Source organism: Streptomyces sp. NPDC045701, assembly GCF_056432045.1.
Genome location: NZ_JBWKJV010000014.1, coordinates 24170 through 37715, shown reverse-complemented (window position 1 = coordinate 37715; position 13546 = coordinate 24170). Strand labels below are relative to the sequence as shown.

Below are 13546 nucleotides of genomic sequence, written 5' to 3'. Positions count from 1 at the left end.
AAGCGGTGTCGGTGGTGCCGCTTATGCTGCACCGGACGCAGAGGCGGGACCAGGGGAGGGCGCGGCAATGTTCGGCAAGCTGTTCGGCAGGGGAGCGGAGGAAGCGGTGGCGGATCCGTACGCCCTTCCCGTGCCACGCCGGGGGAAGAACGGGACGTACAAGCTGCGCGCCCTCGGGGACACGCGCGTCCTCGCCCTGGTGGAGGCGGCCGACGCGGGCGACTGGGAAGCGGTCAAGGCGGCGCTGGCCCCCTTCGACCTCGGCCGCGACCACCAGGTCCTCGGCGAGCTGGCCGGCCTGGACGGGGTGGAGGACTGGATCGGCCGGGCCGTCGAGGAGGACAAGGAGCACCGGGCGGCCGCCCTGTTGATATCCGGCGCGCGCCACATCATCTGGGGCTGGGAGGCCCGCACCGCCGCCCGTGCCGTGGACGTCACGCGGGAGCAGTGGCGCGTCTTCCACGAGCGGCTCCAGGTCGCCGAGGAGCAGCTGCTCGAAGCCGCCGAGGCCCGGCCCGAGTGGATCACGCCCTGGCGCCGCCTCCTCACCTCCGGCCGCGGCATGTCTCTGGGCACGGCCGTCAACGAGACGCGGCGCGACGCCGCCCTGCGCCGCGACCCGCTGGACGTGGAGACCCACCTCGAGTGGCTGTCCCAGTTGCAGCCCCGGTGGGGCGGCGAGCCCGGCCAGGCCCTGGCGTTCGCCCGCGACGCACTCGCCCGCAGCCCCCAGGGGCACCGCCTCGGCTGCGTGATCGCCATGGCGCACATCGAGGAGTGGGTGGAGGCCGACCGGGGCGACTGCCTCGTCAGCCCCGCGATCCAGGCCGAGTTGCGGGACGCGGCCGACCACAGCATCCTGCACCCCGCCTATGTGCGGCGCCCGGGCTGGCAGGGCGACTTCAACACGTTCGCCATGGCCCTGTCGCTGGCCGGTGAGCGCCACACGGTCCGGCGCGTCTTCCAGGCGCTGGACGGCGCCTTCACCACCTGGCCCTGGACCTACTACGCCGACCCCGAGAAGGAGTTCGCGCGCGCCCGGCGCCGAGCCTGAACCCCCGCCGCCACGCCGGACCCGCCCGGCGCCGAGCCCGAACGCCCGCCGCCGGGCCGGACTTCCGCCGACGCCGGACATCCGCGCAGCCGGACTTCCGCCGTGCCTCGGCTTCGGCCCGGCCTGCCGGACCTCCGCCGACGCGCCCGGCCATCCGGCCGGACATCCGCCCGGCCACCCGAACACCGCCGGCGGCCGCCGAGCCGCCCCGCCCGTCCGCCCGTCACCCCGTCACCCCGTCACCCCGTCACCCTGTGACCCTCCCACCCCGGAAAGCCCGATGACCCTGCCCGACACCGCCGCGAACCCGGCCGGCGCCGACCGCACCTTCCAGGTGGATCTGCGCGGCCTCGTCGATCTCCTCTCCCATCACCTCTACTCCAGCCCCCGCGTCTACCTGCGTGAACTCCTGCAGAACGCGGTGGACGCGCTGACCGCCCGGCACGCCCTCGAACCGGCCGCCCCCGCCGACACCTTCGGCGTCCGCCTGTACGCCGACGGTGCGGTCGTACGCGTGGAGGACGACGGCGTCGGCCTCACCGAGGCCGACGTGCACCGCTTCCTCGCCACCATCGGCCGCAGCAGCAAGCGCGCCGAGCGGATCGCCGAGGAACGCGGCGACTTCATCGGCCAGTTCGGCATCGGCCTCCTCTCCTGCTTCCTGGTCGCGGACGAGATCCACGTCGTGAGCCGCTCCGCCCGCACCCCCGGCGCACCCGCGGTGGAGTGGCGCGGACGCGGCGACGGCAGCTACACCGTCCGCACCCTGCCCGCCTCCGCCCGCCCCCGGCCGGGCACCACCGTCACGCTGACACCGCGCGGCGACGCGGGCGAGTGGACCCGCCCCGCCCAGGTGCACGCGCTGGCCCGGCACTTCGGCTCCCTGCTGCGCCACCCGGTGACGTTCGACGACGGCACGGGCGGCCCCGGCGCGCCCGTCAACCCAGAGCCCGCGCCCTGGGCCCGTACGTACCCCACGCCGGGGACCCGGTCCCGCGCGCTGGCCGCGTACGGCGAGGAGGTCTTCGGCTTCACGCCGCTGGACACCATCGAGCTGGACCTGCCGGCCGTGGGCCTGAAGGGCATCGCGTGCGTGCTGCCCGAGGCCGTCCCCGCCGGACGCCGCCACGGCCACCGCGTGCACGTCAAAGGCATGCTGCTGTCCGAGCAGGCCGAGGAGATCCTCCCCGAGTGGGCGTTCTTCGTCCGCTGCGTCATCGACGCCGAGAGCCTGCGCCCCACGGCTTCCCGCGAGTCCCTGTACGAGGACGACACCCTCGCCGCCGTCCGCGACGCCCTCGCCGAACGGCTGCGCGCGTGGATCGCCCGGGCCGCCGCCAGCGACCCGGACCTGCTCGCCCGCTTCCTCCAGGCCCACCACCTGGCCGTGAAGTCGCTCGCCGTGCACGACGACGAGATCCTGCGGATGCTGCTGCCCTGGCTGCCGTTCGAGACCACCGACGGACACACCACCCTCGACGAGTTCGCGCGCACCCACCGCACCGTGCTCGTCACCTCCAGCGTGGAGGAGTTCCGGCAGGTCGCGGCGATCGCCTCGGCCGCCGGGCTCGGCGTCGTCAACGGCGGCTACACCTACGACCGTGAACTGGTCCACCGGCTTCCCGAGGTCAGGCCCGGGAACAGCGTCGCCGACCTCGACCCGGCGACCCTCACCGCCCACCTCGACCCCGTCGACCGGGAGACGGAACTGGCCGCCTCCCGCTACCTCGCCCTGGCCCGCGACGCCCTCGCCGTCTTCGACTGCGACGTCGCGCTGCGCACCTTCCAGCCCGCCTCCGCCCCCGCCCTCCTCGTCGACAGCCGCGAGGCCCGGCACGAGCGCACCCGCTCCCAGCTCGCCCGCGAGCAGGAGGGCGGCCTGTGGGGCGACATCCTCGGCGCGCTGCGCCAGGAGGCACCGCGCGCCCAGCTGATCCTCAACCAGCTCAACCCGCTGGTCCGCACCGCCATCGCCATCGACGAGCCCGAACTGGCCCGCACCAGCGCCGAAGCCCTCTACGGGCAGGCCGCGCTGCTGTCGCGGCGGCCGCTCAGGCCCGCCGAGTCGAGCCTCATCAACCGCTCCTTCCTCGACCTGCTCGCCCACGCCCTCCGCAAGGACAGCTGACGATGCCCACCGCACCCCATCCCCGGAACACGGACGAGCTGTACCGGGCGCTCCAGGACAACGACCGGCGCCCCTACGGCCGCACCCGCACCGTCACCGCCGAGGAACTCGTCGACGCCGCCGAACAGTTCGCCGAGCCCGTCCCCCTCGTCCACGCGCTGTTCGAACTCCAGGAGGCGTACACCTACGGCTCCGAACCCCGGAAGTCGCCCGTCGTCTTCGCCCGCCTGCTCACCCTCTTCGACGAACAGCCCGACGTCTTCGACGAGCGCCTGCGCCACATGCTGTTCTGGAGGTTCAAGTGGGTCGCCAACGCCCTGCGCGCGCTGCCCGAAGTACCGCTGGCAAGCCTCCGCCAGTGGCTGACGGAGATGCGCGACCGGTACGAGCGGGCCGGCCTGGGCCTCCAGCCGTACTACGGGCAGGCCTACCAGCTCGCCGCCCACGTAGGCGAGGGCACCACCCTCGCCTACGAGCTGTGGGCGGGCCGCAGCCGTACCCGGCTCAGCGACTGCGAGGCCTGCGAGATCTGCGAGCGCGCCCTGTACCACCTCGCGGCGGGCGACGACGAGCGGGCGCTGCACGCCTGGGACCCCGTCCTGGCCGGCCAGGAGTCCTGCCAGGAGGAGCCGGCCCGCTCCGTCTCGTACGCGCTGCTTCCCCTGCTGCGCACCGGCCGTCCCGACCGGGCCCGCGAACTGCACCTGGCCGGCTACCGAGGCTGCCGCCGCAACCCCTCCATGGCCGGTGAGGTCGGCCGGCACCTGGAGTTCTGCGCGCTGACCGGCAATGAGGCGCGCGGTCTGGAACTGCTCGCGGAGAACCGCAGCCTGTTCGACGAGGTCGACTCGCCGCTGGCCCTGCTGGACCTCCTCACCGGCGTCGAGGTCCTCCTCCAGCGGGTCGAGCACCTCGGCCACGGCGACCTGCCGGCCGCCGGGTTCGCCGGCCGCACCTGGACGGTGGCCGGCCTGCGCGCCGAGGTGCGGGGCCGCGCCGACGACCTCGCCGCCCGCTTCGACGCCCGCAACGGCACCACGGCCCACACGGACCGCCGCAGGGCCCGCCTCGACCGCGCCCCGCTCCTGGACGCGCTGGAACTGACCCTGCGCACCCGTGACCTCGACGACGTGGCCTCCGCCGCACCGGCCGCCGCCCCCGCCCCCGCGCCCCGGACGGCCGACGCCGCACCGGAGTCGCTGCCCGGCCTCATCCTCCGGGCCCGCGCACTGGACCAGCAGGGGCACCCCGACGCGCCGGCCTGCTGGGCGCGGCTGCGCACCCTCGCCACCGCCCGCGACTACGTCCACCCCGACGACCCGGCCGTCGGCCCGCTCGTACGGCTGCGCGCCGACCTGCTGGCCGACGAGGCGAGCCGGACGGGCGACGCGGAGTACGCCGCCGCGGCCGCCCTCCACGAGGAGGCCGCGGGCCTGTACGAGGACGCCGGGGAGCGGGGCGACGCGGCGGTCGCCCACGCCTGCGCCCTGCTCGCCGGCGCCGAGCTCGCCGCGGAGGACGCCGAGGAACCGGAAGCGAAGGCGGCCGGGTTCACCACCGCCCACGAAGCCATGGTCCGCCTGCACGAGGGGACACCCGGCCTCGCCCCGCACCAGGAGGCCCGTCTGCTGAGGCTGCGGGCGACCGCCCTCGGCCTGCGTCTCCAGACGTCGAGGAACGAGGAGCACATCGCGCCGGTCTTCGCGGAGGTGGACCTGCTCCTCGCCCACGCCACCCGGCACGACATCGCCGGGCAGATCTCCGGCGCCCTGCTGCTGAGAGCCAGCACCCACGCCATGTCCGGGGACCTGCCCGCCGCGGTCACCGAGGTCGACGCCCTCCTCGACCGGCTGAAGGCGCACGGCCCCGCCTGGCACCTGCCCCGCACGCTCGGGCTGCGCGGCCGGCTCCGGCTCGGCCTGCGTGACGCCCCGGCCGCGCACGCCGACCTGGCCGAGGGCCTGCGCCTCGCCGCCGACTGGCCGGCCGACGCCGTCGACACCGTCCGCCTCCACGGCGACCTGGCCGAGGCATGCATGCACCTGGGCCGCCCGGACGAGGCGCTGCGGCACCTGACGCGCTCCGCCGAGCTGGGACTCCGCCGCGGCGACCGGACCGACGCGTTCTGCGCGTACAGCAACGCGGCGCAGCTCAGCCTGGACCTGGGCCGGGTCGAGGACTGCATCGCCCTGCTCGACTCCCTTCTGGCCGAGCCGGACGTCGCCGCCGGTGAGCTGGACGACCGGCTCGTGGCCCAGCTCCGTCTGACCCGCGCCCGCGCGCTGCACGCGGGGGAGGACCTCAAGGCCGCCACGGCGGAGTTCGTCGCCCTCGCGGCCGAGTCGGCCGGCTGGGACGACGACCCGGGCAGCCACGCCATGATCGCCGCCGAGACGGCGGTACTCCTCGGCGAGGCGGGGGAGTTCGCCCGCGCCCGCGAGGCCGCCGCCCAGGCGCTCGCCGCCCACGCCCGGGACCCGCGCCACGAGCAGCTCAGCAACTGCCTGCGCGAACTGGCCCGCCTCCAGTCCCAGCAGCAGGGCCCCGACGGCCTGCCGGACGCCCTCGCGTTCCTCGCCGACGCCGGGAAGGTCGCCGACGAGGCACGAGCCGCCGGGTTCGAGGCCCGCGGCCGTTCCCTGGACACCGCCCTGGCGTACGAGTACGGGCGGGTGAACGCCTACGCCGGCGCGTACGAGGACGCGCTGGCCGCCCTGGAGAAGGCCCTCGCCCTGCTCGGCGAGCCGGGCCCGGAGGAGGACCGCGCCGGCGAATGGGCCGAGTGCGTACGTCTGGCGGGTGCCGTGGAGGGCATCTACCTGGAGCGCCCCGCCCCGGCGCTGAACCGCCTGGACGCCGCCATCGCCCGCCTGTCCGCCCTGGGCCACACCGAGGAGGCCGAGCCGCTGACCGCCCTGGCGGCCAAGCTGCGCGACGAGGCATGACGCGGCGGGCCCGGCGTGCCGGCGCCGGGCCCGCCCGGACGGAGCCCGTCGACGACCGGCCGGTCCAGCCGCCCGAGGAACCGCAGCGGCCGTGTCGGCGGCCCCCACGGTCTCGCCCGGGCCGCTGTCTCCATCGCCCCGGCGCCCGTGCGCCCGGTGGCTCCCCGGGGCGCGATGCCTCCGTGGGCGGCGAAGGGCCGGTCAGGCCGGGTGGTCGGGCTGCTGCTCGGGAGGAGTGCCGCCCCCCTTCCCTCCGCCCTTGGCCCCGCGGTCGGTGCCATGGGCGCGACCGCCACCCTTGCCGCCAGGCTGTGCCGCCTTGCGGGCCTGGCTGTCCTGCGGGGTGCCCGCCCCCTTGTCGCTGCGCCGCAGCTCGGGCTGTTGCGGGTTCGACATCGTCACCGCTCCTTCGTGCGGGTCTTCCGAAACGCTTGCCGATCACACGGGTAGCCGTACGAACCGGTACGAAACAACCCCTGGGGGTAGTCGGTCCCCATGGTGGATGAGCCGCGCTGATGGCTCGAGCGGCGCGGCGGCCACCAGCGGAAACAGGCCGGCCGGGTCGTCGAGTCGTACGCGTACGGAACCCGTGATCGCCCGCGCCGGCCTCCCGGACGCCGGCGTACGTGTACCGGCCGGAGTCCGCCACGGGGGAGGACGGCGGCCCTAACCCCGCAGGGCCGCCGCCAGGTACAGCGCGGTGCGGCTGCCCGCCGCCTCAGCGACCTCGGCCGGTGTCCCGGCGGCGACGACGCGGCCGCCCTCATCGCCGCCCCCCGGTCCCAGGTCGACCACCCAGTCGGCGCCGGCCACCACGTCCATGTCGTGCTCGACGACCACCACCGAGTGCCCGGCGTCGGCCAGCCCGTGCAACTGCCGCATCAGCACCTCGACATCGGCCGGGTGGAGACCCGTCGTTGGCTCGTCCAGCACGTACAGGGTGTGCCCGCGGCGCACCCGCTGCAGTTCGGCGGCCAGCTTGATCCGCTGCGCCTCGCCACCTGACAGCTCCGTGGCCGGCTGCCCCAGCCGCAGGTACCCGAGGCCCACGTCGAGCAGGGCGCCGAGGCTGCGCGCGGCGGCGGGGGTGTCCGCGAAGAACCCCGCGGCGGCCTCCACCGTCAGGTCCAGCACCTCGGCGATGTTCCGCCCCCGGTGCCGCACTTCGAGCGTCTCCGGGTTGTAGCGGGCGCCGCCGCAGTCCGGGCACGGGGTGTACGTACGGGGCAGGAAGAGCAGCTCCACCGTGACGAACCCCTCGCCCTGGCACGTCTCGCACCGCCCGCCCGCCACGTTGAACGAGAACCGCCCCGCCCGGTAGCCGCGCGCCCTGGCCTCCTCCGTCGCCGTGAACAGCTTGCGCACGACGTCGAACAGCCCCGTGTACGTCGCCAGGTTCGAGCGCGGTGTCCGGCCGATCGGACGCTGGTCCACCGTCACCAGGCGGCCCACCCCCGGCAGCCCGCCGGACAGCTCGCCCACGAGCGTCGACTTGCCCGAACCCGACACCCCCGTCACCGCCGTCAGGACGCCCAGCGGAAGCTCCGCCTCCAGGGCCCGCAGATTGTGCCGCGTCACCGGGCCCACCTTCAGCCACCCCGACGGCTCCCGCACCCTCCGCGCCGGCGCCGGGCCCCGGTCGAACAGGAACCGGCGCGTCACCGACTCCCCGACCTCGCGCAGCCCCTCCGGCGGGCCGCTGTGCAGCACCCGGCCGCCGTGCTCGCCGGCCAGGGGCCCGACGTCCACCAGCCAGTCGGCGCTCCGCACCACGCCCAGGTGGTGCTCGACCACGAACACCGAGTTGCCGGCCGCCTTCAGCCGGTCCAGGACGACCAGCAGCGCCTCCGTGTCGGCCGGGTGCAGCCCCGCGGACGGCTCGTCCAGCACGTACACCACCCCGAACAGGCCCGACCGCAACTGGGTGGCCAGCCGCAACCGCTGCAACTCGCCGGGGGAGAGGGTCGGCGCCGGCCGGTCCAGGCTCAGGTAACCCAGGCCCAGCTCCGTGACGGTGCCGATCCGGGCCGCCAGGTCGGCGGTGAGCACCCGCGCGGTCTCCCCGCCCCCGGCCGCCCCCTCCAGGACCTCCGCCAGCCCGGTGAGCGGCAGCGCCGCCAGCTCCGCGACGGTCCGCCCCGCGAAGGTCACCGCCAGCGCCTCCGGGCGCAGCCGGCTGCCGCCGCACACCGGGCACGGGGCGCTCTCCAGGAACCGTTCCGCCCGCGCCCGCAGCGCCGGGCTCCTCGAGTCGGAGAAGGTGCGCAGGACGTACCGCCGCGCGCTCGTGTACGTGCCCTGGTAGGGCCGCTGCACGCGGTCCGCCTCGCGCACCGGGTGCACCGTGACCACCGGCTGCTCGTCCGTGAACAGGATCCAGTCCCGGTCCTCGGGCGGCAGCTCCCGCCACGGTCGGCCGACGTCGTACCCGAGGGCGTCCAGGACGTCCCGCAGGTTCTTGCCCTGCCAGGCGCCCGGCCAGGCCGCGATCGCCCCCTCCCGGATCGACAGGTCCGGATCCGGCACCAGCAGTTCCTCGCGGGTGCTGTGCACCCGGCCCAGGCCGTGGCACTCGGGGCACGCCCCGGCGGCGGTGTTCGGCGAGAAGGCGTCCGAGTCCAGCCGCTCGGCCCCCTCGGGGTACTCGCCCGCCCGTGAGAACAGCATCCGCAGCGAGTTCGACAGCGTGGTGACCGTACCGACGGAGGACCGCGAACCCGGCGACGAGCGGCGCTGCTCCAGCGACACCGCCGGCGGCAGCCCGCTGACCTCCCCGACCTTCGGCGCCCCCACCTGGTGGATCAGCCGCCGGGCGTACGGCGCGACGGACTCGAAGTAGCGGCGCTGCGCCTCCGCGTAGATCGTCCCGAAGGCGAGCGACGACTTGCCCGAGCCGGAGACCCCGGTGAACACGACGAGCGCGTCCCGGGGGACGTCCACGTCCACCGCGCGCAGATTGTGTTCCCGGGCGCCCCGGACGCGGACGTACGGATCGAGGTCATGAGGGCGGCCCGGCATGACCGCCAGTCTAGGTGTCGGCGCCGGTCAGCCCCGCGACACGGGCGAGCCTGGTGTACGAGTCCAGCAGCGCCGCGCGATCGTACGTGCTCGTCGTCACCAGCAGCTCGTCGGCCGCCGTCTCCTTCACGGCCTCCTCCAGCGCCTCCCGCACCTGCTCCTCCGTGCCGTGGACGTGCCCGCGAAGCGCCGCCGCGTAGAACTCCCGCTGCCTGGCGGTCATGGCCGGTTCGTCGATCCGCCCGGGCGGCGCCAGCGGCGGGAACTCGCCCCGCGTACGGGAGTACGCCAGCGCCCACGCCTCGGGCGTCAGCAGCCGCGCCGCCTCCTCCTCGGTCGCGGCGACCGCGACGGTGCCCGCCACGACGACGTACGGCTCGCGCGACCACGCGGAGGGCCGGAAGTCCGCGCGGTACCGCTCGATCGCCGCCACCACCCTCGGCCGGTCCTTCAGGTCGCCGATCACCAGCGGCAGGCCCGCCGCCGCGGCGATCGCCGCGCCCTCCCCGGTGGCCAGGACGTACGGCGGCACCCGCAACCCCTCGGCGGGGCGCGCGTGCACCCCCGGATGCGCCCGTTGTGTGCCCGTGAACCAGCCCAGCAGCTCGTCCAGCTGCCCCGCGAAGTCGTCCGCGTCCTGCTTGTCACGGCCCAGCGCCCGCCGTACCCCGTCCGTGAAGCCCACCGACCGGCCCAGCCCCATGTCGATCCGGCCGGGGAACAGCGACTCCAGCACCGCGAACTGCTCGGCCACCACCAACGGCTGATGGTTCGGCAGCATCACCCCGCCCGTGCCCACCCGGATGGTGCTCGTCGCGGCGGCGACGGCCGCCGCCAGGACGGTCGGCGCCGAACCCGCGACGCCCGGCACGCCGTGGTGTTCCGACACCCAGAAGCGGTGGTAGCCGAGCCCCTCCAGCTCACGGGCGAGGGTCACGGTGGCACGCAGGGCCGCCCCGCCGTCCTCCCCCTCCCGGGTGCGGGACCGGTCCAGTACCGACAGACGCGTCGCAGCGATCGATGGGCTCACACCCTGGTGCAACGCCTGCGGCCCCCGGGGATTCCCTACGCTGGGACCGTGACGCGAAACAGCAGGCCACTGGCCGTCTTCGACCTGGACAACACCCTGTCCGACGCCCGGCACCGGCAGCCGTTCCTGGAACGCCGGCCGCGCGACTGGGACGCCTTCTTCGCCGCAGCCCCGCAGGACCCGCCGCTCGCGCGCGGCGTGGAACTGTGCCGGGAGGCGGCCGGGGAGTGCGACGTGGTGTACCTCACCGGCCGCCCCGAGCGGTGCCGCCGGGACACGGTCGCGTGGCTGGCCGAGCACGGCCTGCCGGACGGCCCGCTCCACATGCGCCGTAATCAGGACCGCAGACCGGCCCGGGTCACCAAGCTGGAGATCCTGCGCCGACTGTCCGCCGACCGCGAGGTCCGCATGCTCGTCGACGACGACGAACTGGTCTGCGACGCCGCCGAGCGGGCGGGGTTCCGGGTCGTGCGGGCCCGTTGGGCGCAGGGCTCCGACGCGCTGCTGGAGGCGCAGGAGCGGGAGGGCCGTACCTGAGCGGGTGGTGACCCTCCGGTCAGCCGGTGCCCTCGGCGGACTCGTCCAGGCGGAAGCCGACCTTCATCCCGACCTGGTAGTGGGCGATCCGCCCGTCCTCGATGTGGCCCCTGACCTGCGTCACCTCGAACCAGTCCAGGTTGCGCAGTGTCTCGGAGGCGCGCGCGATGCCGTTGCGCATCGCGTCGTCCACGCCCTCGTGCGAGGTGCCGACGATCTCGGTGACGCGGTAGGTGTGGTGCGACATGGGGGTCTCCTCGTTCGCCCGGTCGTCATCGCCCGGTGGTGCGTCCTTCCACCGTGCACCAGGACGCCGGGGTCCGCGCGGCATGCGGGGTCGGGGGTGTGGTGGCGCCCGCCCCTTGACCCGCCACTTGGTCCATACCAAAATCCAGCCATCACGCCCGCGGCGAACCCGCTTCGCTTCCCCCCACGCCGGGTCCACTGTCTCTGCACACGCAAAAGGTGACCGCCGTGACGTACGTGAAGAAGCGCTTGCCCGTCTGGGCGTGCGCGCTCGTTTCCGTGGCCGTGCCCGGTCTGACCGGCTGCGGCGTCCTGCCCGGCGGTGACGGGGCGGAGGGCACCCGCACGGTGTCGGTGTGGCTGATGAAGGGCAGCGTGTCCGACGCCTTCCTGGAGCGGTTCACCACCGCGTACGAGAAGGACCACCCCGGCGTCGCCCTCGAGATCGCCTTCCAGGAGTGGACCGGCATCGGCAAGAAGGTCACGGCGGCGCTGGAGAGCGAGGACGCCCCGGACGTCATCGAGGTCGGCAACACCCAGGTCGCCCAGTACGCCGAGACCGACCTGCTGCACGACCTGACGCTCGAATCGGTGCGGGACCTCGGGTACGAGGACTGGCTCCCCGGCCTCGCCGAGCCCGGCAAGGTCGACGGCTCGCAGTACGGCATCCCCTGGTACGCCGCGAACCGCGTCGTCATCTACCACAAGGACCTGTTCGACCGGGCCGGGATCGAGTCCCCGCCCACGACCCGCGAACAGTGGCTGGAGGACACCGCCGAGCTCGACGAGGGTTCCGGCAACACGCAGGGCATCTACCTCGCCGGGCAGGACTGGTACACCCTCGCCGGCTTCGTCTGGGACGAGGGCGGTGAGCTCGCGGTGCGGAAGGACGGGACGTGGACGGGCGCCCTGGACAGCCCCGCCGCCCTGCGCGGCATGGCCGTCTACAAGGAGCTCCAGGCGCTCGGCGACGGCCCCACAAACGCCGACGAGGAGAACCCGCCGCAGGCCCAGGTCTTCGCCCGGGGCGACGTGGCCCAGATCATCGCGCCGCCGAGCGCCGCGGCAGCCATCCAGGAGCGGAACCCCGCGCTCAGGGACAAGCTCGGGTTCTTCCCGATCCCCGGCCGGACGGCCGGCAAGCCGTGCCCGGTCTTCACCGGCGGCTCCGACCTGATCATCCCGCGCAGGTCCGACGACCGGGACGCCGCCATGGACGTCGTCGCGGCGCTGGCCGGCGAGAAGTGGCAGACCGACCTCGCCCGCACCATGAACTACGTCCCCAACAAGGCGGCGCTGGCCACCGCCGTCGAGGGCCAGGAAGCCACTGCGGCGATGGCGGTCGGCGCCGCGCGCGGCAGGGCGACCCCCAACTCGCCGGAGTGGGCCGCCGTGGAGGAGGCCAACCCCATCAAGCCGTACATGACCGCGGTCCTGGAGGGCGAGTCCCCGGAACGCGCGGCGAAGGCGGCCTCGGCCCGGATCACCGCCCTCCTCAGGGGCCGCCCCTGACCCCCGCGCCACCGCAGCGCGGGGCCCGGCGGCGCGAGCGGCCGGGCCCGGGGCGGTGCGTACGGGCGGCCGCCAGGTGCGGTGCCGTACCGCACCCGGCGGGCCGCCGCGCGGGGTGGGCGCCGGGCGCGTAGGGGGGCGCGGGGCGCCGGGCGTACCGGGCATTCAGCCTTCGCACATCCGGGCTCCGCCGTGCGGTCACGTCGAATCCAGCCGGTCACGGAAGAAGTAAGGGGCCGGGCCGGCGCAGCCACGGTCCGGGCCCTTTCCTCCGGCATTGGAGCCCACCATGCCCGCTTCCCCCGCCGCGCTCGCCCACACCCCGGCCGGCCCGACCGCGCCGCAGCCCCGCTACGTCGTCACCCTCGCCCGCGAGCAGGAGGAGGTGCGGGCCGCCCAGCGGCTGCGGCACCAGGTCTTCGCCGGGGAGCTCGGGGCGCACCTCGACGGGCCGGAACCGGGCCTGGACGGCGACGCGTTCGACGCGTACTGCGACCACCTCCTGGTACGGGAGGAGGCCACCGGCGAGGTCGTCGGCACCTACCGCCTGCTCCCTCCCGACCGCGCCCGCGTCGCCGGCCGGCTCTACTCGGAGGGCGAGTTCGACCTCACCCGCCTCGACCCGCTCCGCCACGACCTCGTCGAGGTCGGCCGTTCCTGCGTCCACCCCGCGCACCGCAACGGCGCCGTCATCTCCCTCATCTGGGCCGGCATAGCCCGCTACATGATCCGGACCGGCCGCACCTGGCTGGCCGGCTGCTGCTCCCTGCCGCTCGCCGACGGCGGCGCCCTCGCCGCCGCCACCTGGGACACCGTCAGGGCCAAGCACCTGGCGCCCGAGGAGTACTGGGTGACCCCGCACCGGCTCTGGTCCGCCGACGGCGTCGCCCGGCCCGCCGGCCGTACCGAGCTGCCGCCGCTGCTGCGCGGCTACCTGCGCCTCGGCGCCCGGGTCTGCGGGGCGCCCGCGCACGACGTGGACTTCGGCGTGGCGGACCTGTACGTCCTGCTGTCGCTGCGCCACACCGACCCCCGCTACCTGCGCCACTTCCTCTCCCTCGCGCCCGCCCGGTGAG

General features: G+C 75.1%; 10 protein-coding genes. 6 read left to right on the top strand and 4 right to left on the bottom strand.

All coding sequences use genetic code 11. From position 1 onward, the window contains the following. Positions 1-67: 67 nt before the first annotated feature. From AC07DW_RS17320 to AC07DW_RS17310, 3 genes are all read left to right on the top strand, one after another. On the top strand, positions 68-1054 hold the full coding sequence (locus AC07DW_RS17320) for a hypothetical protein (RefSeq protein ID WP_478858504.1): 987 nt from the start codon (positions 68-70) through the stop codon (positions 1052-1054). 280 nt (positions 1055-1334) lie between these two features. Continuing rightward, a complete protein-coding gene (locus tag AC07DW_RS17315; protein ID WP_478858503.1) occupies positions 1335-3182 on the top strand; it encodes an HSP90 family protein in 1848 nt (615 codons plus the stop codon). Between the two features lie 2 nt (positions 3183-3184). Next, a complete protein-coding gene (locus AC07DW_RS17310) occupies positions 3185-6127 on the top strand; it encodes a hypothetical protein (RefSeq protein WP_478858502.1) in 2943 nt (980 codons plus the stop codon). A gap of 201 nt (positions 6128-6328) precedes the next feature. Here the strand turns inward: AC07DW_RS17310 and AC07DW_RS17305 are convergent, their stop codons facing one another. The 3 genes from AC07DW_RS17305 to AC07DW_RS17295 form a co-directional block, all read right to left on the bottom strand. After that, the gene (locus tag AC07DW_RS17305; protein WP_478858501.1) at positions 6329-6523 is read right to left on the bottom strand and encodes a hypothetical protein; all 195 of its coding nucleotides are present in this window, start codon (positions 6521-6523) and stop codon (positions 6329-6331) included. A gap of 270 nt (positions 6524-6793) precedes the next feature. Continuing rightward, the gene (locus tag AC07DW_RS17300) at positions 6794-9145 is read right to left on the bottom strand and encodes an ATP-binding cassette domain-containing protein (RefSeq protein ID WP_478858500.1); all 2352 of its coding nucleotides are present in this window, start codon (positions 9143-9145) and stop codon (positions 6794-6796) included. 10 nt (positions 9146-9155) lie between these two features. Continuing rightward, positions 9156-10175, bottom strand: coding sequence for an MsnO8 family LLM class oxidoreductase (locus tag AC07DW_RS17295; protein WP_478858499.1), 1020 nt, complete (start codon positions 10173-10175; stop codon positions 9156-9158). 48 nt (positions 10176-10223) lie between these two features. Between AC07DW_RS17295 and AC07DW_RS17290 the strand changes: the two genes are divergently transcribed. Further along, positions 10224-10712 (top strand): phosphatase domain-containing protein, encoded by a 489-nt coding sequence (locus tag AC07DW_RS17290; protein WP_478858498.1) that lies wholly within the window; start codon positions 10224-10226, stop codon positions 10710-10712. Between the two features lie 19 nt (positions 10713-10731). On the opposite strand, the gene AC07DW_RS17285 is transcribed toward AC07DW_RS17290, so the two are convergent. Then, positions 10732-10959: a dodecin gene (locus tag AC07DW_RS17285; protein WP_478858497.1), complete on the bottom strand. Its 228-nt coding sequence runs from the start codon at positions 10957-10959 to the stop codon at positions 10732-10734. 236 nt (positions 10960-11195) lie between these two features. On the opposite strand from AC07DW_RS17285, the gene AC07DW_RS17280 reads away from it, so the two are divergent. Next, complete coding sequence (locus tag AC07DW_RS17280) at positions 11196-12470, top strand: extracellular solute-binding protein (RefSeq protein WP_478858597.1); 1275 nt, start codon at positions 11196-11198, stop codon at positions 12468-12470. Positions 12471-12759: 289 nt separating this feature from the next. Then, complete coding sequence (locus tag AC07DW_RS17275; protein WP_478858496.1) at positions 12760-13545, top strand: GNAT family N-acetyltransferase; 786 nt, start codon at positions 12760-12762, stop codon at positions 13543-13545. Position 13546: the final 1 nt, after the last annotated feature.